The organism is uncultured Cyclobacterium sp. (genome assembly GCF_963976465.1).
Lineage (GTDB): Bacteria > Bacteroidota > Bacteroidia > Cytophagales > Cyclobacteriaceae > Cyclobacterium.
The window spans coordinates 1-23,201 of record NZ_CAXBOC010000017.1; the positions used below are offsets into that span (position 1 = coordinate 1).

19 protein-coding genes are annotated in these 23,201 nt (G+C 38.6%); 12 read left to right on the plus strand and 7 right to left on the minus strand.

Features of this window, described 5'->3' with window-relative positions; all coding sequences use genetic code 11:
• From AAC037_RS01950 to AAC037_RS01960, 3 genes are all read right to left on the minus strand, one after another.
• A partial coding sequence (locus AAC037_RS01950; protein WP_339901238.1) for a thiamine pyrophosphate-binding protein occupies nt 1–351 on the minus strand: 351 nt, incomplete at its 3' end.
• 1 nt (nt 352) lies between these two features.
• A complete protein-coding gene (locus tag AAC037_RS01955; RefSeq protein ID WP_339901239.1) occupies nt 353–1,561 on the minus strand; it encodes a chorismate-binding protein in 1,209 nt (402 codons plus the stop codon).
• A 5-nt stretch (nt 1,562–1,566) separates the two neighbouring features.
• Nucleotides 1,567–1,986: a hotdog fold thioesterase gene (locus AAC037_RS01960; protein ID WP_339901240.1), complete on the minus strand. Its 420-nt coding sequence runs from the start codon at nt 1,984–1,986 to the stop codon at nt 1,567–1,569.
• Between the two features lie 53 nt (nt 1,987–2,039).
• Between AAC037_RS01960 and AAC037_RS01965 the strand changes: the two genes are divergently transcribed.
• The gene (locus AAC037_RS01965; protein WP_339901241.1) at nt 2,040–2,663 is read left to right on the plus strand and encodes a histidine phosphatase family protein; all 624 of its coding nucleotides are present in this window, start codon (nt 2,040–2,042) and stop codon (nt 2,661–2,663) included.
• Here AAC037_RS01965 and AAC037_RS01970 read toward each other — a convergent pair.
• From AAC037_RS01970 to AAC037_RS01980, 3 genes are all read right to left on the minus strand, one after another.
• Nucleotides 2,658–3,068 carry a hypothetical protein gene (locus AAC037_RS01970; RefSeq protein WP_339901242.1) on the minus strand — a complete coding sequence of 137 codons (411 nt, stop codon included), beginning with the start codon at nt 3,066–3,068 and terminating at the stop codon, nt 2,658–2,660. The genes AAC037_RS01965 and AAC037_RS01970 overlap by 6 nt on opposite strands.
• A 98-nt stretch (nt 3,069–3,166) precedes the next feature.
• Nucleotides 3,167–3,934, minus strand: a complete 768-nt coding sequence (locus tag AAC037_RS01975) for a C4-type zinc ribbon domain-containing protein (protein ID WP_339901243.1) — start codon at nt 3,932–3,934, stop codon at nt 3,167–3,169.
• Between the two features lie 3 nt (nt 3,935–3,937).
• Nucleotides 3,938–5,038, minus strand: coding sequence for a Nif3-like dinuclear metal center hexameric protein (locus AAC037_RS01980; RefSeq protein ID WP_339901244.1), 1,101 nt, complete (start codon nt 5,036–5,038; stop codon nt 3,938–3,940).
• A 44-nt stretch (nt 5,039–5,082) separates the two neighbouring features.
• Here AAC037_RS01980 and lpxK point away from each other — a divergent pair, with 44 nt between their 5' ends.
• The 10 genes from lpxK to AAC037_RS02030 all read left to right on the plus strand — a co-directional run bounded on the left by lpxK (nt 5,083) and on the right by AAC037_RS02030 (nt 20,723).
• Complete coding sequence (gene lpxK, locus AAC037_RS01985) at nt 5,083–6,153, plus strand: tetraacyldisaccharide 4'-kinase (RefSeq protein WP_339901245.1); 1,071 nt, start codon at nt 5,083–5,085, stop codon at nt 6,151–6,153.
• The gene (locus AAC037_RS01990; protein ID WP_339901247.1) at nt 6,134–8,092 is read left to right on the plus strand and encodes a putative porin; all 1,959 of its coding nucleotides are present in this window, start codon (nt 6,134–6,136) and stop codon (nt 8,090–8,092) included. The genes lpxK and AAC037_RS01990 overlap by 20 nt, the downstream gene beginning before the upstream one ends.
• A 9-nt stretch (nt 8,093–8,101) precedes the next feature.
• Entirely contained in the window at nt 8,102–8,713 is a 612-nt protein-coding gene (locus tag AAC037_RS01995) for a tRNA-(ms[2]io[6]A)-hydroxylase (RefSeq protein ID WP_339901248.1), read from the plus strand.
• 232 nt (nt 8,714–8,945) lie between these two features.
• Nucleotides 8,946–10,190: an ABC transporter permease gene (locus AAC037_RS02000; protein WP_339901250.1), complete on the plus strand. Its 1,245-nt coding sequence runs from the start codon at nt 8,946–8,948 to the stop codon at nt 10,188–10,190.
• Nucleotides 10,191–10,201: 11 nt separating this feature from the next.
• Nucleotides 10,202–11,890, plus strand: a complete 1,689-nt coding sequence (locus AAC037_RS02005; protein ID WP_339901251.1) for a GMC family oxidoreductase — start codon at nt 10,202–10,204, stop codon at nt 11,888–11,890.
• Between the two features lie 136 nt (nt 11,891–12,026).
• Nucleotides 12,027–13,616: a sulfatase gene (locus AAC037_RS02010; protein ID WP_339901253.1), complete on the plus strand. Its 1,590-nt coding sequence runs from the start codon at nt 12,027–12,029 to the stop codon at nt 13,614–13,616.
• Between the two features lie 657 nt (nt 13,617–14,273).
• Entirely contained in the window at nt 14,274–16,070 is a 1,797-nt protein-coding gene (locus AAC037_RS02015) for a tetratricopeptide repeat protein (protein WP_339901255.1), read from the plus strand.
• 101 nt (nt 16,071–16,171) lie between these two features.
• Nucleotides 16,172–16,816, plus strand: coding sequence for a CatB-related O-acetyltransferase (locus AAC037_RS02020; protein ID WP_303612473.1), 645 nt, complete (start codon nt 16,172–16,174; stop codon nt 16,814–16,816).
• A gap of 538 nt (nt 16,817–17,354) precedes the next feature.
• The gene (locus AAC037_RS02025) at nt 17,355–19,754 is read left to right on the plus strand and encodes a TonB-dependent receptor (protein ID WP_339901257.1); all 2,400 of its coding nucleotides are present in this window, start codon (nt 17,355–17,357) and stop codon (nt 19,752–19,754) included.
• A gap of 24 nt (nt 19,755–19,778) precedes the next feature.
• Nucleotides 19,779–20,723 carry a DUF4249 family protein gene (locus AAC037_RS02030; protein ID WP_339901259.1) on the plus strand — a complete coding sequence of 315 codons (945 nt, stop codon included), beginning with the start codon at nt 19,779–19,781 and terminating at the stop codon, nt 20,721–20,723.
• Nucleotides 20,724–20,841: 118 nt separating this feature from the next.
• Here the strand turns inward: AAC037_RS02030 and AAC037_RS02035 are convergent, their stop codons facing one another.
• Nucleotides 20,842–21,630 (minus strand): response regulator, encoded by a 789-nt coding sequence (locus AAC037_RS02035; protein WP_339901261.1) that lies wholly within the window; start codon nt 21,628–21,630, stop codon nt 20,842–20,844.
• Nucleotides 21,631–22,182: 552 nt separating this feature from the next.
• Here AAC037_RS02035 and AAC037_RS02040 point away from each other — a divergent pair.
• Nucleotides 22,183–23,201 (plus strand): hypothetical protein (locus AAC037_RS02040; RefSeq protein ID WP_339901263.1); only part of this gene is annotated, 1,019 nt, incomplete at its 3' end.

Sequence of the window (23,201 nt, forward strand, 5' to 3'; positions counted from 1 at the left end):
CTGCCGAATGGTCTGCCCATCCCATTGTTCTATCCATTCCGCCGGTCTATCCGCAGTCAGCACCAATAGGGGGATTTGCTGGTAATAAGCCTCTGCAATGGCCGGTCCGTAATTCAATGCGGCTGAGCCACTGGTACAGATTAAGACTACGGGCTTGTTTCTCTGTTGGGCCATGCCCATCGCAATGAATGCGGCAGAACGTTCATCGGGAATAATTCTGCAATGGATATCTGGATGTCTAATAAAAGCCAAGGAAACTGGAGCACAGCGTGAACCCGGAGATAGGATCGCTTCAGTAACACCCTTATTGGCGCAGATAGAAGCTAGGTAGGTAAGGTGCGGAAGTATCAAATTATTTTATGGTTTGTATAAACTGGCCTATTATATTACATTTCATTTCTGTCTCTTCCCATTCTTTTTCCGGTACTGAGTCTTCGGTTATTCCCGCTCCGGCATATAGCCATGTTTTTTTATTGGCCAATTTGGCGCATCTGAGATTGACATACAAAGTAGTTTCTTCATCCATATTTACAGGCCCGATAAATCCGGAGAAATAAGCACGATCAAATGATTCTTCCGATTCTAAAAACTCAAGTGCCTGGTTTTTAGGCATGCCGCAGATGGCTGAGGTTGGATGCAATAAGTCAAGCATCACACTTCCAAGTTGGGGAAAATTTGTCGCTTTCATATCTACCAAAAATTCAGATTTGAGGTGCAGTAGCCCTCCCGCTACGGTGGTTTTCGGGCCAATTTCTTTGTATTCCCTTAATCGAATCTTTTTAAAGCAGTCTACAATGTACCGACTGACCAAAGCCTGTTCTTCTATCTCTTTTTGGGTCCAGGTTGCATTCTTTAACGGGTTTTCCCCTTTTGCTTTCTGCGTACCGGCCAAAGCCATAGTGAAGAATTCATCCCCCTTGGTTCTAATCAAAGTTTCAGGACTGGCACCGATATACAGCCCCGTTTTTTCACTATAAAAACAATTGATAAAGGCATTGGGATAAGCTTCGCAAAGGGAAAGAAAAACCGAAGCTAGGTCGAAATTGGCAGGCAGATCAATGCATTTGATCTTGGCCGGAACTACCTTATATAGATTCCCTGACTTAATGGCAGCAATTGCTTTTTCAACCGTACCTAAAAATGCCTTTTTGGAGGTGGAGGAGGTATTGGCCTTGCTTGGCGTATTGCTGATAAATTTTCTTATTTCAGAGGCGAGTATTCTAGTATCGGTATGTTCAAATTCTGAAATAATATTACGTTGTTCTTCATTTCGATTTTTATCATCCAGATGGATGGCATTATAACTTCCTGCCTTGATATAAATAGGTGCGTGAACCGCTGAGGTTTGGAAGGGATGAACCATAAAACCCGGAGGAAGATCATCCAAGTCTTTTAGGTTTTCTTCGACCCCTTTTTGGTCATCATCTATAATGATTTCAATTTTAGATGTAGTAGGTTTTCTCCAAACTGCTATGGCAGCATTTTTTCTTAAAGCATTAATAAAAAGGGAAGAAATAAGATGTTCCTTTGATGTGCTTATTTTAGTATTGGTGACTTCCATAAAATTTACTTCTGTAATATAGCCATGGTGATTCGGCTAATGCAGGAGAGCTTCCCTTGGTTATCAATAATTTTAATTTCCCAAACCTGGGTTTTTCTCCCAATGTGCAGAGGAGTAGCTCTCCCAAGTACCTTTCCCTCCTTCACCGCTCTAAGGTGATTGGCATTTATTTCCAGTCCTACCGCATAATGGGTGTCTAAGTTTAGGGTAAGTATTGCAGCAATTGAACCTAAGGTTTCTGCCAGCACCACATTTGCCCCACCATGTAACAAACCCATGGGTTGTTTGGTTTTATTGTTTACAGGCATTTCTGCTTCGAGGAAATCGTCACCAATTGCTGTGAAATTAATTTCCAGAAAGCCGGGCATATTGTCCTTTCCCATTTGATTTATAAAATCAAGGTCGGGTTTTTTACTAAATACCATGTTATGTGGGATAAAATTTTTTTCTTTGAACCTTGAACCAAAATTAAGGAATCTTGAGCACTAAAAAAATATATGTAGTAAGGCATGGACAAACAGATTACAACCTGAAAGGTGTTGTACAAGGAAGTGGTATCGATGCCCCGATCAATGCCACCGGTAAAAAACAAGCTGCTGCATTTTATGAGAATTTTAAAAATGTTCCTTTTGACCATATTTATCATTCAGGACTCATACGAACAAAGCAATCTATTGCTCACTTTTTAAAGTCGGAAATTTACCAGGAACAGCTGGTGGATTTGAATGAGATATCTTGGGGAAATTATGAAGGCTTGCCTATGGATCAGGAGGAAAACCAATATTATGTAAATATGCTCCAAAGGTGGTCTACAGGAGAGCTGGATTTTAAAATTGAAGGAGGGGAATCGCCAAAACAAGTGGCCATTAGATTAAAACGTGCTTTTGATCATATCCTTAAAACCGGAGGAGAGAATATTCTTGTGTGCATGCATGGTAGGGCCATTAGGATATTAATGACCGTAGTGCTGGGTTATGATCTAAGGTATATGGACGTGTTCAGACATGAAAATCTCTGTTGCTACTTATTGGAAGAAAAGGAAGATGGAAAGGTCTATTTGGACAGCTACCACCCTTCACCATTAACGATGAAACAATTATAAGTTAAGCTTTATTAGCAGGTTATTGACCATCTCTTGGTTTTCTTTGGTTTCACTAAGGAGGGATTTGAAGTTCTTTTTACTCGCCTCCATGTCAATGATCCTAAAAGCGATTTGTTCTAAAGGTAGCTCTTTGTTGTCAGAAACTTTTACAATGGACTGCCCCATATCACAGACTGTCCAATCAGCAAATGGAACCGTTACAATTAATGCTGTCTCAGAGTTGCCGGTGTATAGTTTGGTATCAAAAATGCTGGAAATATTCAATTCCATGAGACCTAAACTGGCTTCATGGTGTGCTAGCTCAGTCTTATCAAAAATAATCAAGAAGGTTTTGTCCGATCTCTCTTTTCCAAAAGAAAGAACCCCGATCATAAATGCCAGAAAAAACAAAAATACCTTTTTCATAGAATCGTAATATATGTAATATAGATATACGAATCAATAGTGAAAATGGATTAAGGCAAAAAAAAATCCGGAAATTTTATTTCCGGATTTACATGTTTTTATTTTTTGCTTCTTTTTCTTTTTGGTTTTGGCTCTTCGACGATCTCGTCTTCAACCCCGGCAAGAATTCTTCCACAGTGTTCACAAACAATTATTTTTTTCCTTTCCCTAATCTCAGCTTGTCTTTGAGGAGGAACAATATTGAAACAACCACCGCAAGCACCACGCTTCACCAATACTACGGCCAAACCGTTCTTTGCATTGACTCTAATTTTGTCGTAAGATTTGATCAATCGGTCTTCTACCTTTTTAGCAGCTTTCTCCCGGTCGTTCCTAAGCTTTTTCTCTTCGTTTTCGCTTTCAGAGACAATGGTATCCAGCTCCCCTTTCTTTTGATCAAGGTCTTTTTGCCTGTCTTTTAAGATTTCGTTAAGATCTGCAATATCTTTTTCCTTGTTCTCAATTCTTACTTGAGTCTCGGTTATTTTCTTTTTGGATACTTGGATCTCTAGATCCTGCAATTCCAATTCTTTGGTGATTGCATCATACTCCCTGTTATTCCGAACATTCATTTGCTGATCTTGGTATTTTTTGATCAGTTTTTCGGAATCCTTTATTGCATCTTTATACTTTTTGATTTCATCCTCCATTGAGGATATTTCAGTATTAAATTTGCTTAAACGGGTTTCGTATCCTATTATTTCATCCTCTAAATCCTGGACTTCCTCAGGAAGAGCTCCCCTCACCTTAAAAATTGCATCAAGACGGGAATCGATATTTTGTAAGTTGAGAATTGCTTCTAATTTCTGTGCGACTGGACTTTCCATGTACTATAGGTAACTTATAGGATTTGTAATTACATTTGTCAAATAGGTTGCAATATTACTAAATTTTCGTGACAATATATCTTTTAAAAGTTCTTTTGTATAAATTTCGCTTTCATAATGTCCTATGTCTGTCAATAAGATACTGTTTTCTGCATCAAAGAACTCATGGTACTTTATATCTGAGGTGATAAAAACATCGGCTCCGGACCTTTTGGCCTGATTTAAAAGAAACACCCCAGCACCTCCACAAACCGCTATTTTCTCTACTTTTTTGTTTGATATGGCAGTGTGTTTTAGCACCTTTAGGTTCATTGAGGACTTGAGATGAAGCAAAAATTCTTTACCTTCCATGGGGTTGGGTAATCTTCCAATCATACCTGAGCCTACATCCTGATTTTTATTTTCCAAGACCTGAAGATAATAAGCAACTTCCTCATAAGGATGCGCCATTTTTAAGGTGTGGATGATTTTATTTTCCAGATGGCTTGGAAAAATTAATTCTACACGTGTTTCTTCCACAGAAGACAATTTTCCTTTTTCGCCAATGGTTGGGTCTGCCGCTTCTTTGGGAAGAAAACTTCCTGTGCCCTCTGATTTAAAACTACAATTGGAGTAATTCCCAATATTCCCGGCACCTGCCGCAAATAATTCATTTAAAACGGCATCTTCCTCACCTTTAGGTATAAAAGTGGTCAACTTGGTGACAAGGCCTTTTTTAGGGGCAAGAATTTGAGGGTTTAACAAACCTATTTTTTCAGCTATCTTGCGGTTGACCCCTTGGCTTACAGCATCTAGATTCGTATGGATTGCATAGATGGCGATGTCGTTTTTGATGGCGGCTATTACCGTTCGCTCAACATAGTTTTTACCTGTCAATTGCTTCAATCCACCGAAAACAATAGGGTGGTGGGCAACGATAAGGTTGCATTTTTTTTCAATGGCTTCCTGCACCACCTTTTCCGTCACATCAAGTGAACAAATTATGCCTTTTACTTCTTCCTGAGCATCACCAACAATTAATCCCGCATTGTCATAACTTTCCTGATAGGCTGTCGGTGCTAGGTTTTCCAGATAAGTTATGATATCCTTAATCAAATAAACCATATATTTGCTTTCGTTTTATTCTCAAAACTACAAAAAAAACACCAATGCGTTTTGTTGATTTTTTAATGTTTCCTTTTGCTCTAATCTATGATGGGGTCACTGCATTGAGAAACAGGATGTTTGACGTCGGTCTAAAAAAAAGTCAACCTTTCGAGGTACCAACAATTGTAGTAGGAAATTTAACAGTAGGGGGGACAGGCAAAACGCCTTTTGTTGAATTTTTGCTCAACAGGCTTGCAGGTAAATTTCATTTGAGCGTTTTGAGTAGAGGCTATGGAAGGAAAACTAATGGCTACAAATTGGCCACAAAAGATTGTTCTCCGGCAGAAATTGGTGATGAACCCTTTCAGATTTATTCAAAATATAAAAACAAGGTTTGCGTTGCTGTAGGGGAAGAGAGAATCCTGGCCATCCCGATGATTCTTGCAGAAAACCCAGAAGTGGAGGCCATTGTACTTGATGATGCTTTTCAGCACAGGTACCTTTTGGCAGACCTCAATATAATGTTGACCACTTATCAAAAGCCCTTTTTCTCAGACTATCTTTTACCGATGGGAAGATTGAGAGAAGGGAGAGTAAATGTTAATAGGGCGGATATTATAGTGGTTACTAAATGTCCACAAAATTTATCAGATCGAGAGAAGAACGATTACAAAGCAAAAACCTCGGCCTACCTGAATTCAGCAAAGCCGATTTACTTTGCAGGGCTTAAATATGGCGAACCTTATACTTTGATCAAAGAAGATGTGACGCTGAGAGACAATATTATTTTGGTGACAGGTATAGTAGATCCAGAACCTATTCGTTTAGCTTTAGAGGGCAAAGGAAAAAAAGTGCTGGAAATATTGGCTTTTCCTGATCACCATGCTTATAAAAGGCAGGATATGGAAAAGATCAAGGAAATTTATAAAAATCATTCTGCGAAAAGCGTATCCATTTTGACTACAGAAAAAGATGCAGTAAAATTGAAGGACAATAAATTGTTAGAAATGATAAAGGGTATTCCGGTTTTTGTCCTACCAGTGGAAATAGAAATGACTTTAAATGAAGAAGAACAACTTTTGAACAAGGTTGAAAGCTTGATTATAAATAAAAATGCTGAAAGTGAAATTTAACCTGAGACTCTTTTTCGCACTTTTAGGCGTATCTTTTTTGGTATCGGCTCCGATATTGGCTCAGCAACAAAGGCCCAATGCTCCGCTAACGGAAGAAGAAAAGAATGAGAAGAGTGAAAACGCCATGAAGTCAGGTTTACTTGACGATTCCACTAAAATGGTATATGGGCCTAAAACTTCTCTTTATTATTATGAGAAATTTGTCAAGAATAATAAATTTAAAAAATTAGAGCTGGATACCTCGCTTACGGGGTTTCACAATTATGAGCCGGTGGCCAATACCTGGTACAAATACCAAGACCTTGGCAATTTGGGAACTGCCGCCAGACCGGTTTTTTATGAGGTACCCATTCAGGTTGGCAGGACCTCAGGCTTTCATGCTTATGACTTGTACCACAATTCACCTGATAGTATAAAATATTACGATACCAAATCTCCCTATACCAAGATCGAAGCATTTTTTGGGGGAGGGAATCGCAATAAGTTGGATGTCGGTTTTACCAGAAATATCAAACCCAATTGGAATGTGGGAATTGCTTATCATACCATTAGGGCTACCAAAACCCTAAATCCTACCACAAGAGATGACCACAATGTGGTCAATGATTCCTACGAAATCCATACCAATTACAAATCTGAAAGTGGGAAGTACTTTTTGCTGGCCAATATCACCAGGATGAAGCATAACGTCGACGAACAAGGGGGGATTATCCCTCCGGAAGTTGATACCACCTCCCTTTATTTTACCTATGAAGATGCAAAGGTTTGGCTGAGTAACTCCAAAGCGGTTGATTTAAGACAAAACTACCACCTCTACCATGAATATGAGATATTAAAAGGTTGGCAGGCGTACCACGTTTTTGATAAGGCAAAGCAGGCAGTCACCTTTGTTGCTGATTTATCAACTTCCGATGCTAATTTTTTTAATGAAAATCGATTCAATTCTGAGAATGAAGACCATCCCTATAGCATAGAAGAAACAACCAACAATCACAGCCACTTTTCTGAATGGAAAAATGAAGTTGGATTTAAAGGTGACTTTGGCCCTGTTTATTACAATGCATTCTTAAAATTTAGGACCGGTAGAATGGCGAGTCGCTTTTTTACCTCCAATAATTCCTTTAATGAATTGTCTCTTGGGGGTGCCTTGAGGGGTGAAATTAATGAAAATTGGATTTTTGAAGCTGAAGGAGAATACCTTATCCCTGATGGATACAGAATCAAAGGATTGTTTAAATCTCCTTATCTGGATGTCAGTTATACCAAGGCTCTTTACAAACCTAATATGATGCAACAGCAGTACAGTGGCAATCATTATAGATGGGACAATGATTTTTCAAGTACCGGAGTGGATCAAATTAAAGGCACACTAAAAGGAGATTTTAAGAATTATAGAATCAGGCCGAATATAACCATCAATAGAATTAACAATTATATTTTTTATAACCAGGAAATGGTACCCGAACAAATTTCCTCAGAAGCTTTTATGGTGATTCCCGGATTAGAGTCTCATTTGGTTTTTGCTGGGAAATTTCACTGGCAATCGGAAGCTTATTATACCTTAATTACCGGGGAAGCCGCAGATAAATTTCGTATACCGGATTTGTTTGTCAATACCAGAATATTCTTTGACGGGCCTTTATTTGATGATCATGTATATGTTCAACTGGGAATTGAAGGCCGATATAGAAGTGACAATTATGCACCCGCTTATATGCCGGCAACCCAGCAATTTTACCTACAGGATAGTTTCAATGTATATGCTTATCCGGTGGTCGATGCTTTTCTAAATTTCAGGATTAATAGAACGAGGGTTTTGTTTAGGTACAATCATTTGAATGCCGGGCAAATGTCAAATGACGGCTATTTTGTCACCCCTGATTTTACCGGATTGAAGGGGACTCTGGACCTTGGTATTAGTTGGTATTTCTTTGATTAATTTGTAAACATGGACTGGCAAGAATCGACAAAAAATAAAATGTTAAGGCTGGAATTGCCCACCGACCCAAGATGGGTAGACATTGCTAGCATTAGTTTGGAAGCCATTTTAGTGGATCATGCTTATTGTGAACAAAAAGCTGCTTCTTCTTGTATATCCCTGATCATTAAATTCCCAGAATTTGATGAAATGGTGGATGTGCTTACCCCTGTGGTAGCCGAAGAATGGCAACATTTTGAATCTGTAATGCAGCAAATAAGAAAGCGTGGATACAAATTTGGTTTCCCAAGGAAGGATCATTATGTGGTTCAGCTTCAGTCTTTTGTCCGTAAGGGAGGGAGCCGAAAAGATCAGGTGTCTGAGTTGTTATTGATGAATGCACTCATTGAAGCCCGGTCTTGTGAGCGTTTCAAACTGTTATCTAAAAACCTTGAAGATGAGGAGCTATCTGCCTTTTATCATGAGCTGATGATATCCGAAGCAGGGCATTATGTCAACTTTATCCAGTTGGCAAAAAAATACCAAGAGCCTGAAAAGGTGGAACAGCGTTGGCAGGAGTGGTTAAACCATGAAAAGAAGGTGATGAAAGACCTGGAGATCAGAGGTGACCGGATGCATTAAAGGCCGGTAATCAGGCCAATGATATTATTTACGGTATTCAATGAAGGTGGAGGTCTGATGAATTGCTATCGTAAAGTCACGGTTTGTTTGGGGAAATCCTACAGGAGATGGAAGGTTTGCCTTGTTAAAAACAATTAAAATCCTTCGATTTCTTTTTATGAAGTGTATTTATAGTTAATATTAATGTCAAAGAGGGGGATAAAATAAATTATTGCCCAAATACGGACAATCCATGAATTTGCTCGAAAATATCAGAGAGGCATTTAGATCGGTAAAATCTAATTTGCTGAGGACCATTTTAACAGGTTTGATCATTGCCATTGGTATCACCTCATTGGTGGGAATGTTAACGGCCATAGATGCCATGAAAGCCCAAATAGAGGAAAGCTTATCCGGGTTTGGTGCCAATAATTTTGATGTTAGAAGTAAAGGCTTTTCCGGTGGCAGGGCAAGATCCTCAGGGATTGCACCCAAAAATTATCCAAATATTACCTATAGGGAGGCCACCGAATTTAAGGAGAGGTACAATGAGCGAGGAGTTTCTTCGATTACTACCTTTGTTTCCGGTTCTGCTGAAGTGAAGAAAGGGTCAAAAAAGACCAACCCCAATAGTAGAATTATTGGAGGAGATGAAAATTATTTTTTAATCAAAGGGGTGGCCATAGAAAAAGGAAGGAATTTCAGCAACGTTGAATTGTCTTATGGCAATAATGTTTGTGTGATAGGAACTGAAATACAGCAAACACTTTTTGAAGATACAGAAGATCCGATCAATCAATACATCTCATTTTACGGAAGGAGATACACCATTGTGGGAATCATGGAAAAACAAGGTGGCGTTGGTGGTGACTCGGGAGCAGATAGGGCCATAATTATCCCCATTCTTAATGCAAGAAATTTAGATAGCAGAGGGAGTTTTCGCTATACCATTACCATTGCGGGGCAAGATCCCCTGAGGTTACAATATGAAATGGGACAAGCGACAGGTATCATGCGGGCCATAAGAGAAGACGGTGTGGGCATGGAAGATTCATTTGAGGTAGTCAAATCTCAGACTTTAGGCGAAAGCCTTGAAGAGATTGCCGGATACCTTAGGATTGGTGGATTTGGCATTGGCTTTATTACCTTATTAGGAGCATCTATTGGTTTAATGAATATCATGCTTGTATCTGTTACGGAAAGAACGCGAGAAATTGGCATTAGAAAAGCTATGGGTGCCACCCCGCTCCGGATTCGTCAACAATTTCTAATAGAAGCCATAGTAATTTGTGTCTTGGGAGGAATTCTAGGTGTGATAATGGGGATTGGGATAGGCAATATTGTAGGAAATACAGTGGGACCCGGTGGTTTTCTTGTTCCATGGGTTTGGATTATTTTTTCCTTTGTTGTTTGTATTGTGGTAGGTTTGGTCTCCGGGCTTATACCTGCTTACAAGGCCAGCAAGCTTGACCCTATAGAATCACTCAGGTACGAATAAAAGATTAAAGAATGAAAAGCAATACGTTTGATGCCATCGTTATTGGCTCAGGAATTAGTGGTGGTTGGGCAGCTAAAGAATTATGTGAAAAAGGGCTTAAAACCCTGGTGCTGGAAAGAGGAAGAAACGTAAAACACAAGGAAGATTACCCAACCATGCATACCCCTCCCTGGGAATTTCCTTTGCGGGGTCAATTGTCACTCAAGCTTAAACAAGACAACCCTATTGTTTCCAGATGTTATGCCTTTAAAGACGATGCAGATCATTTCTTTGTAAAGGATAAAGAACACCCCTACATTCAGGACAAACCTTTTGACTGGATTCGTGGATACCAAGTTGGGGGTAAATCTTTACTTTGGGCCAGGCAGGTTCAAAGATGGAGTAAATACGATTTTGAGGGCCCCGGAAGAGATGGGTTTGCTGTTGACTGGCCCATACGGTATGAAGACATAGCACCTTGGTACAGTTATGTGGAGCATTTTATCGGTGTGAGTGGCAATAAGGATGGGTTGGATACATTGCCTGATGGGGAGTTTTTGCCTCCTTGGGAAATGAATAAGGTGGAAAAAATAATCCAGAAAAAAGTAAATGCAAACTATTCAGATAGGAAATTTATCATAGGCAGGTGTGCTCATCTCACCAAGCCGGCAGCGCATCACCAAGCTCAAGGTAGAGGTCAGTGCATGGCAAGAAGCTTGTGCCAAAGGGGCTGTCCTTTTGGTGCGTATTTTAGTTCAAATTCCTCCACTCTGCCTGCTGCGGAAGCTACCGGAAACCTTACCATCAAACCTCATGCAGTGGTTCATTCAATCATTTATGATGATGCCAAAAGCAAAGTGACAGGGGTAAGGGTAATAAATGCTGAAACAATGGAAACCACCGAGTATTATGCCAAGGTCGTTTTTGTAAACGCTTCAGCATTAAACTCCAACCTTATTTTACTTAATTCAAAATCCAAAAGGTTTCCCAATGGATTGGGAAATGACAATGGGCTCCTTGGGACACATATAGCCTTTCACAATTACCGGGGAACTCTTTCAGCAAAGATGGATGGATTTATGGATGACTATTATTATGGCCGCAGACCCACAGCCATCATGATGCCCAACTTTAGAAATGTAAAGAAACAAGAAATGGATTTTTTGAGGGGATATATGACCTTTTATTCCGCAGGGAGAGGAGGTTGGGGTAATGCAAGAAATGAAGCCTTCGGTCCCGGATTTAAAGAAGCCAACTCAGAAGCAGGGCCTTGGAGAGTTTTCATGATGATGCAAGGGGAAACTATTCCTAAGCCTGAAAACAGGGTTTACCTGGATGATGAGTTGAAAGATAAATGGGGCATGCCTCAACTAAGAGTGGATGTTGGGTATGACGAAAATGATGATTTGTCTGTTAAAGATTTTTTGAATCAGGGGGCAGAAATGCTTGAAAAAGCCGGCTGTAAAGACATCCAACAAAATGATAGCGACCAGGCTCCGGGACTGGATATTCATGAAATGGGAGGTGTTAGAATGGGTAAAGATCCAGAGACTTCCTTGCTAGGAAAATACCATCAAATGCATGCCTGTCCAAATGTTTATGTCACGGATGGGGCCTCCATGACTTCTACAGGAACCCAAAACCCAAGCCTAACTTATATGGCTTTTACAGCCAGGGCCGTGGATCATGCAGTCAAAGCGTTAAAAAGTAAGGATATCTGAATTTTATCCGGCTGTTCAAAAGAGTAAAAAAACCTATTGACAGATTTTGGATACTTAATGATATGTAAAAAATTAAATTTATTTAATTAACTTACAGTTTAATTTTCTATTTAACCAGCCTGATAAATAAAAAAATATGAAAAGAATACTGTTACTTAGCTTTTACCTGGCCGTGGGTGCCGGCTTTATGGCTTGTAATCCGGAAGAAGAAAAGGAGGAAACAAAGCCTAATATTATTTTTATTATGAGTGATGACCATGCCTATCAAGCCATCAGTGCTTATGGTCATGGATTAAATGAAACGCCAAATATTGATAGAATAGCCAATGAAGGAGCCATCTTCCATAGGGCTACAGTTACCAATTCTATATGTGCCCCCAGTAGGGCCGTAATGTTGACAGGGAAGCATAGCTTTATCAATGGGAAAGTGGATAATATCCAGCCCTTTGATTGGGATCAGGATAATTTTCCTAAGTTGCTTCAAGCTAATGGTTACCAAACAGCCATGATTGGTAAGATACATATGGATGGGCTGCCACAAGGTTTTGATTTTTCTATGGTACTTCCCGGCCAAGGGCATTATTACAATCCCGATTTTCTAATCAATGGAGAGAAAAAGCGCATTGAAGGCTATTGTACAGATATCATCACAGATGCTGCTTTAAACTGGTTAAAGAATGATAGGAAAGAGGATGAGCCATTTCTATTGCTTTACCATCAAAAAGCCCCTCATAGAAACTGGAAGCCTGCACAGGAGTATTTGACTTTATATGATGACAAAACCTTCGATCCTCCTGCAAATTTCTTTGATGATTATGAAGGTAGAGGAACGGCAGCCAAGACACAGGAAATGGAAATTGATGGCCATGCGCGATGGGGCCATGATTTTAAGTTTCAATTAGACCCCACCAATGGAGATACTACCTGGTTGGTAAATCAATTAAAGCGATTGAATCCCGAACAGTTAGAAGACTGGCTTGAGGCTTATGAGCCTAAAAATAAAGCCATGCAGGAGGCAAACCTAAGTGGCAAAGAATTGGCTTTGTGGAAATTTAACCGCTACATCAAGGATTACCTGAGGACAATTAAGTCTGTTGACGATGGAGTCGGTGAATTGTTGGACTATCTAAAGGAAACAGGATTGGATGAGAATACCATTGTGGTTTATACTTCTGATCAAGGATTCTACTTGGGAGAGCATGGCTGGTTTGACAAAAGGTTTATGTACGAGGAATCTTTTAGAACACCTTTGTTAATGAAATATCCTAAAGAAATAAAAGCAGGAAGTAGTTTTGATCAATTGGTGCAAAATCTTGATTTTGCACCCACCTTTTTAGATTATGCAGGGGTGGACATTCCTGAAGAAATTCAAGGAGAGTCATTTAGAGATGTGGTGTCAGGTAAAACTGAGGAGTTTAGGGATGCTGTTTATTATACTTATTATGAATACCCTGCTGAACATCAGGTTAAAAGGCATTATGGAGTGTCTACAAAACGTTATAAACTTATTCATTTTTACTATGATATTGATGAATGGGAATTGTATGATTTGGAAAAAGATCCTATGGAAATGCAGAGTGTGTATGATGACCCTTCATATGCTGAAGTTCAAAAAATGATGCATGAAAAATTAGAAGAGGTTAGAAAGAAATATGGGGATAGTGATGAATTAAACAAGCATTATTTGGACGCTTATTTGGAACATCGAGCCAAAAGAAACAGGTAATTTAAAGGTTAAATTCCGCAAGAAAGAAAGCCAATCCGGTAAGGGGCGGTTTGAGAAGGTATGGAACATTTGTTTCATACCTTTTTTAGTACCAAAAGGATGGAGTTTATCCTCGGCTTTGGTAAAGCTTAGGACAATTTTTGGGCACCTTGTGGTGAATTGAAAATAAATCTGCCCTTTTTCGATTAATAAGGTTCGGAATTATAGCCCCGAACGAACGGACCAATTTACTTTTTCATTTTTGAGGCATTAATTATTAATGCCATAGTCAAATGAAAAAGTTTAAGATTATTCTTGTCAGCATTTTTACATCCGTTCTTTTCCTGTCAGATTTGCTTATTTCTCAGGCCAATTGGGAGACGGAAAATAATAGCACTGTCTCAATGGTTTTTAAGGTCAAGGACCATACAACTTTTTATTTCAATAAGATCGGTTTTCCAAAACTCCTTTACTAGGCGATTGGCTTTGCTGCTAGCATCAACGATTTTTTTATCCATCTGGGAAAATGCTTTAATGAGCCATTAAATGAAGTTTTTAGTACCAAATTATTTTGGTGGAGCATTGAAAAACATTTTTTATTATAAAAATTTATTATGCATATTTAGCTTTGGAAAAAATATTGTTTGTAAAATAATCTTTTAGTAAAGCTGATTAGCTATGGGTGAAATTCCTGAAAGTAAAATCATAGAAGACAAATCTATTGTGGTGTTGCCATTTGTGAACATGAGCAACGATCAAGAAAATGAGTATTTTAGTGATGGTATTACAGAAGAAATAATCAATGCATTAACAAAGGTAGAAGGACTCAAAGTGATTGCCAGAACCTCTTCTTTTGCATTTAAGGGAAAGAATCTGGATGTAAGGGAAATTGGCCAACAACTTGGCGTAGCCAATATTCTAGAAGGAAGTGTCAGGAAGGTTTCAGATCGCGTTCGTATTACCGCACAGTTGATTAATGCCAAAAATGGAGTGCATTATTGGTCCAAGAATTTTGACCGGCAAATGCAGGATATTTTTGCTTTGCAGGATGAAATCAGCCTGCTAATTGCGGACCAAATACGAGAGAATTTTGGGCATTTGGTGATCAAGGATCATTTGATTCAAGCTTCAACACGTAGTGTTTCTGCCTATGAACACTATTTAAAAGGGCGTTATCACCAACTTCAATGGACTCCCGACTCTTTTATACAAGCCATCGAGCAATACGATGCAGCCATTGCAAAAGACCCTGAATTTGCCAAGGCTTATTATGGGAATTTACAATGTTATGGTTTATTGGCCATTTGGGGCTTTATGCCTGTCGAAGAAGCAATGGGCAAAGCCATAGACAATTTTATTATTGCCAAGGAATTGGATACTGAACTCCCCGAATACCCCATGTCATTTGTAGGACGAACCTTGTGGAAGGAATGGGATTATAAGGGGGGGTATGAGTACATTAATCAAACCCTGGCTATGAATCCCAAACATACGGATGCATTAGAGGCCATGGCAGAACTGCTTATTGCCTTGGGCTATTTTGATCAAGCCGAATTATTTGTGAAAAAAGCCTTAGAAGTGGATCCATTGTCTCCAAATCATCACTTTACCATGGCCAATGTTTTTTATTTAAAGCAAGCTTATGATATTGCTTTGCATTATATTGAAAAAGCCTTGCGGATCAACCCTCAATTTGACCTTGCCTTAAGGTTAAAGGTGAATGTGCTTGTTCTACTGGGCAAAGAGGAAGAGGTTAAAGAATTGGCTGAAAATTTTGAGGAAAAAGAATTGATCAACCTGCTTTTTGCAATTGTCAATAAGAAAATAGCACAGATTCCTAAAGAATTTTTGGATCAATGGGAAAGCTTGGAAAATGAGGAAGGGGAAATAACGCCCTATAAATTATTTATTCTAGCCAATGGTAATTGCCCGGAAGCAGCCTTTAAGCTGTTAAAAAGCGGAATTGAGTTGCGTAGAGCGCAATTAATGAATTATAGATACGAACCCTTTTTGCAAAGCTTGAAAGAAATTGAAGGATTTGAGAACTTGCATCAGGCCAACTTTAGCTTGACTGGAAATGAAGAGTGGTTTGCCAAGGAGAAGCCATCCCAAATACTGGATGAAAAAGAAGCGGATTTGTTGAAGGAAAAGTTAATTAGGTATTTTGAAAAGGAAAAACCTTTCTTAGACCCCCAACTAAACTTAAACGCTCTTGGGAGTAAACTGGAACTTCATCCCAACAAATTGTCCTATTTAATTAATGATAAACTTCAAGCCAATTTCAATGAATATGTGAACAATTACCGATTAAATTATTTCAAAAAGATTGCGATTAATCCACGTTTTAATCACCTAACGCTGCTTGCACTGGCATATGATAGTGGTTTTAACTCCAAGACAGTTTTTAATTCTTTCTTCAAAACAAAAGAAGGAGTCACCCCAAGTGCTTGGTTGAAAAAGGCCAAAGCGGAATAATAAAAAGTTGGGAAGCAATAGGTATCACATTATAATTCAGAACGCAACAGTAGATGTAATGGCTCACATTTGTTCAGAAATATTTATCTAACTATTGTATTATGAGAACAAATCCATTACCAGGTCCGGATAAAAATGAATCCTTTCCTTTATTGAATCACAACAAACTGTGTTTCTTAAAGAATATCATCACCAACCCTAATATAGAGGTAGGGGATTATACCTATTATGATGATTTAGAGGATGTTTACAATTTTGAAAAAAATGTCAAGTATCATTTTGATTTTATAGGAGACAAATTAATAATCGGTAAATTTTGTATGATCGCCTCCGGTGTTTCATTTATCATGAATGGGGGGAATCACCTCAGTACTTCTATTTCAGCCTATCCCTTTGCTATTTTTGGTCATGGCTGGGAAAAAGCCATGAAAGGAAAAAGCTACCCATACAAAGGAGATACCATTGTTGGCAATGACGTTTGGTTAGGTCATAACGTAAAGGTTATGCCTGGGGTAAAAATCGGTGATGGAGCCATTATTGCTAGTCATTCGGTTGTAACGGCTGACGTTTCCCCCTATGCTATTGTTGGTGGAAATCCTGCTAAATTAATTCGAAAAAGATTTTCTGACAGCAGTATAAGCAGCTTACTTGATATAAAATGGTGGAATTGGCCCATTCAAAAAATCACGGATCATGCGCACCTTTTAACAGGTGGCAATATAGAAGCATTTCTAAAACAGGTTTAATTTAACGCTATACATGCATTCGGCTAGAGGAGCACTATGCGCTTACTTGCATCAGGTTGATCAAGTAGCTAAATCCAAATTGCTATACAGTTAAATAAAAAAATATAGGCAATAGATTTGCTCTTTAAGCTTCGGGTAAAAACCTGAAGCTTTTTTTGTGCGGTATAGTAGTCCTTTCAATAAAACCGGATTATGCAATCGTATTGGTGATGGCTGTCCTGACCTTTCTCAGGGAATGTTGCAATCGCAAGAAAATTAGGCTGTTTGGAGGTTTTAGGATAGCACCGCTATGTGAAATTGAAAACAGCAACGAAGTGGTTGATTTTGAATCGATTCCAATACGGAATAGAATGTCTATTGCATTTTTCTGGTAAAACAGCCGCAGTAAAGAAGATTCCCCCTTAATCGAAGTATTTTTTTTTCTTACCAAAGAGGTTCACAATTATAAACTGGAACGATCTCTAGCCCCCTGCCTGCTACTTTTGAACCATAATTTTATTCACAAGTAGTTTTCGTATCAACCTTTAACTCATTTAAAATGAAATCATTTGTATTAGGAGGTCTATTCTTCCTTTCCTTACTCCCCGGATTTGCTCAAAGCAACTCCTTTACCATAAGCGGTTATCTCACAGATGAGACCAATGGGGAAGTGCTTATAGGTTCTACTGTAAGAGTAGAACAAATCAATAGCGGAACGGTATCCAATGTATATGGATTCTACTCCATCACTTTGGAAGAAGGGGTTTATGACCTGCATTTCAGCTTTGTGGGTTATAGAGAGATTCAGAAACAAGTAAAGCTGGACAAGGATCTTAGATTGGATATATCATTGATGCTGTCGGATACCGAATTGGAAACAGTGGTCATTCAAAGTGATAGGATGGACGAAAATGTATCATCCGTGGAAATGAGTACAGCGAAAATGGATATTAAAACAATTGAGAAGATGCCGGCCTTTGTAGGAGAGGTGGATGTGTTAAAAAGTATACAGCTCCTTCCGGGTGTGAGTTCCGTAGGAGAGGGCACTTCCGGTTTCAATGTTCGTGGAGGTACAGTGGGGCAAAATCTAGTTTTATTGGATGAAGCCCCTGTTTACCAGTCCTCTCATTTGTTTGGTTTTTTCTCTGTTTTTAATCCGGATGCGGTCAAGGATGTCAAACTTTATAAAGGAGGGATTCCAACCCGTTTTGGAGGAAGGTTATCCTCTGTTCTGGACATAAGAATGAAAGAGGGTAATAACCAAGACTATGATGTAGCCGGTGGAATAGGAACTGTATTTAGCAGGCTGTCCTTAGAGGGGCCAATCAAAAAAGGCAAATCCTCATTTATTCTTGCCGGACGTCGCTCTTATGCAGATGTATTGGCACGACCCTTTACAGACGCATTGGACAATGGAGCGGGCATGTACTTTTACGACCTTACTGCGAAGACCAATTTTGAACTAAATGAAAAGAACAAACTCTTTGTGTCCGGCTATTTGGGTAGAGACGTATTTAATTTTGATGAATCTCAAGGCTTTAACTGGGGAAATAAAACGGCCACTATTCGATGGAATCATCTTTATGGGAGCAAATTATTTTCCAACTTCTCAGCCTTTTATAGCGACTACAATTATGGTTTTAGCTTTGGAACCAATGAAAGCGACAAGTTTGACTGGCAGGCAGCCATTTCTACGTGGAATTTCAAGCCTGAATTTACTTGGTTTGCTAACCCTTCACACGAACTAACCTTTGGAGGAGAATTAATTGCTTATCGATTTCGACCCGCAGATGCTACGATTATAAATAATGGAGAGCTGTCCAATATTAGTTTGGATCATCGGAAAGCAGTTGAGGGAGCTTTGTATGTCAGTAGTGAACAAAAATTTGGAGATAAGGTAGTGGCGCAATATGGCCTTCGATTCAGTTATTTCAATCATTTTGGAGAAAAGACTTATACGTATGGAGATACCTTGCCGGGCATAGAACGGCCTTTGATAGGGGTTACAGAAAATGGATCCTGGAATTCAGTGGCTCAATACAATAACCTGGAACCCAGGCTTTCAGTCAAGTATTCACTGAATGAATCCAGTTCCTTGAAAGCCAGTTATAACCGAATGAGTCAATACTTGCACCAAATTTCAAATACTACTGCCTCCTTACCTATTGATATCTGGCAACCTTCCGATAACAATATATTGCCTCAAACCGGGAATCAGGGAGCTTTAGGCTTTTTCAAAAACTTTTTTGGCAACCGGTTTGAAACCAGTGCCGAAGTCTATTATAAATGGAACCAAAACCAAATGGATTACATTGATGGGGCCGAGTTATTTATTAATGAATTTATGGCTTCTCAATTACTTTCAGGTAAGGGAAGGGCGTATGGCTTAGAGTTATATGCCAAGAAAAATCAGGGCAGGTTTACCGGTTGGATCAGTTATACTTTGGGTAAAACTGAATTGAAAGTAGATGGAATAAATTATGGGGATAATGAATTGACAAGAGAGGGGAATTGGTATCCTACAAGGTATGACCAACGCCATAATTTAAAACTGGCAGGATTTTATGAACTAAACAAGCGAGTTACCTTGTCGGCAAATTTCAGCTACTTATCCGGTACGCCAACCACTTTTCCAACAGATCGAATTATTGTACAAGATAAGGTAATCCCTTATATCGATGGAAGTGATAGAAATAACTATCGGATTCCTAATTTTCATCGATTAGATATTGCATTAACCATTGACAATGTATGGAGAGGCAAGAAACAGAGGAAAGGCACGGATAACCTTGTAGTATCGGTTTATAATCTTTATGGTAGAAAAAATCCTTTCAGTATTTATTTCTCTCAAGGGACATCCTCCAGACCACAGATGGGCGAACCATTAGCTACCTCTGCCCATCAAATGTCCCTCATTGGTACTTTAATACCTTCTGTAACCTATAATTTTAAATTTTAATCCTGACAAATCTATACCTATATCATGAAAAAGTTAATCGTTTTCTTTTTGGCCTGTCTTAATTTCGCATGTGATACTGAAATCAACCCTACCCTTAATCCTGCGGCAGAAGTGATGGTGGTGGATGCTTGGTTAAATGATAAAAATGAAACTCAGAAAATTTTTCTGACCATATCGCAGCCTTATTTTGATCAATCCTCACCTGAGATGGTGGAAGGCGCAAGTGTAAGTGTCAAAGATCTTTCTTCAGGAGAAACAATTACATTTGTTGAAACAGATGCCTATTATGGCTGGGAACCGGGAGATGAAGAATTTTTGGTAGTCGGTCATCAGTATCAACTACTTCTAGAAGTGGATGGGAAGGCTTATACTGCCAATGCGGGCTTGGGTGAAGTACCTGAGGTTGATTCCGTGCAGTATACCTATAACCCGAAAGACATTAATTTCAAGGAGCCTTATTTTACAGCAGAGTTTATGGCCAGTGATATTCCCGGTCGAGGAGATGCCTATTGGATCAAGGCATGGAAAAATGAGGTTTATTTAAGCAAACCTTCGGAAATCAATATTGCCTTTGATGCTGGTTTTTCGTCTACTCAAACTATGGATGGTGTGCTTTTTAATCAGATCATTCGTAAGGATTTCGTGAATCCATGGGATGAAAATCCGGAAAAAGAAAATTCTTTATTGCCCCCATACGTGGTTGGGGACTCTTTGTATCTGGAGATTCATTCCATTGATCCTATGGCATTTGAGTTTTTGTCAGGCGTAATCTTACAGACCAATAGACCGGGTGGTTTTTCCGAATTATTTGCTACTCCATTGTCAAATGTTATCAGCAATATTTATCCGGTATCTGAAGAATCTTCCACTAAGGTTCAGGGATTCTTTAATGTTTCTGCTGTCACAAGTGGTGGCGGAAAGTTAACTGCTGCAATTGCAGAAGCTGCAATGAACGCAGCAGAAGACTAATATCTCTTGAGCGACATAATTAATTCCGGGCAACAGCTTTTTTCAATAGGGGAATAGTTGTTTCCCGGAATTTTATTTTATGAGGTTTTTAGTGTCGAAAATAAGGATTTGATAATGGTTAATTTTTGTAACCTAATCTTGCATAAAGCAGTTTTTTGCTGTCACCATTTTTAGGTATTGGCAACCTAAAAAAACTGTCCAATTCACTAGGAGGTTTTGGCAGGAGAATATGGTTGTTTTTTATTTTATGCACCATGTTTAAGTTGAATACATGCTTTCTATTGAGTCTATAGAAATTTTTCAATAGGAAAATATTGTTCTGATAAAAGTTTTTTAATCCGGGAGATATAAAATCTATACTTTTTTTACTAGTAACGGTAAAGGCTCTTATGATTTTATCGTCAGCTTCCAAAAGGATTAAGTCATTTACCGGGATTGCGGTTATTTCATTAAAGCCGGTAGTGACCATTAATTTACTTTGGGTTCCATTGTTTGAATGTGTATTAATTTGACCGCTATTTTTTCTCTGGGATTGGTAAATTAATGCCAGTTCAATTTTTTCAGCCAATATATCGGGGTTAAATGGTTTGTGGATAAAATCAAAGGGGCATAAAAACTTGGCTTGATCAAATCCTATTTCTTTAGGTAGTCCTGATAAGAAAATGATAGGGATACATATCTGTTGATTGATAAAATGAGCTAGTCTTATTCCTGCATCTTTGTCCTCTCCTAGTGAGATGTCAAGCAATACCAAATCAGGAGAGTTGGTATAGGTTAAGGAAACAGCTTCTGAATAACTGGTTGCCGGGCCAATTACTTCGGAAATCACTGTCGGAAATTTGGTTTCTATTTCAAATTTCAGGTCTTCTGAAATAAAAGGGTCATCCTCTACAATAAGTACTTTCATATAGGTTTGAAGTTTGGTGGGTGTCTCCAATCAAAATAAAATAGGTTCAATATTTAATGTTATATATTATTGAGTAAATTTATTACTCAATAATTATTTCTGACTTATAACAGTTGCAATCTAATGGTAGTATTTTTTTATTAACCTGTGTATGTGTCAAATAATTTACAGAAAATTTCTTAATAAACTAAGCGAAAGGATTGGTTTTATATGTGTGGTCATTGAAGTGTTTGTTTAGTTGGTTTATATATAATCAAAATATATGATATTGTTTACGTAAACGATATTTAGTTATTATCATATTTTTAATTTTTCATATAAATATAACAATGATTCAGATGGTTTTTTATTGGTGTTTTTGAGGGAATAAAAAATGTGTACTGCATTAATTGAATAATAAAACATATTTTAATAGGTGTAAACCGTTTTTTGTGGTTTTTGCTTTATGCCTTTATATCCTACTTTCACGTGTCCATATCCTAGCTTCACGAAAATTATTTATAGAAGTAGTAAAAGTCCTTTAGATTTAATTAGAACCTAAATTAAATCACTATGGAAAATAAGTTTTACTGTATTTGTTTGATGCTATATATTCTGGGAGGCATACCGAATGTTTTTTCCCAGGTAATATTTGAGGATGATTTTGAAAGTGGTGCATTGAAAACGGAATGGACAGCAATTCCGGGGGAGGACAATGCTGTGGTAGGGATAGAAAATCAGATTCAAGGACGGAATGTTTTTTATCAAGGGAGTAATGGTTTAGCCATGGGTAAGACTAGCTCAAAAGGAGGGTTAGTTACCAATAGATTAGACCTTAAATTAGACCTAAGCACCTATTCTCAAGTGGAAATGGATTTCTACCTTAATAATTATTTCGATGAGACCCATCCTCAGGACGGGATTTATATAAGTGATGATGATGGGGCGACCTTTACCAAAGTTATGGACTTTGATGGAGATAATTGGCAGGGTGATGTTTACAGCAAAGTGCCTCCTTTAGATATTGACAGGTTGGCGAGTCATTACGGATTAACACTTTCGACTACGTTTATCATTAGGTTTCAACAATATGATGACTCCTACTTTGGGGCTTATTCCAGCAGTTCAAGAGATGGAATCTTTATAGATGACGTTGAGGTCCGCGTACCTGACCAAACATATATTTCTACTTTCCCTTATTCTACAGGATTTGAGGGAAGTGTTGAGCTTCCTGCAGGTTGGAAACAGGCCAATCCTACATTTCCCTATATTAACTCTGTAGAAGCTAACTCTACCGGGTTGGTAAGTGGAGCTTCTACCGTAAGATTGGAAGGGATTGCTGCGGTTGGTTCTACTATTTCAGCCAGAAATGCATCTAGGGGAGGGTCCAACGGATTGATATTGGGAAAAAGAGTAGGTGGTGAACTTGGAGCCGTTGCTGTGGATCTTCACCTGGACCTAAGTAATACTCCAGATATTGAATTGTCTTTTTGGATGAATAACTATTTTGAAAATACGCATCCCATCGATGGAATCTTCTTTAGTGATGATGCTGGAGTAACCTTTACCAAAGTTATGGATTTTGATGGGGA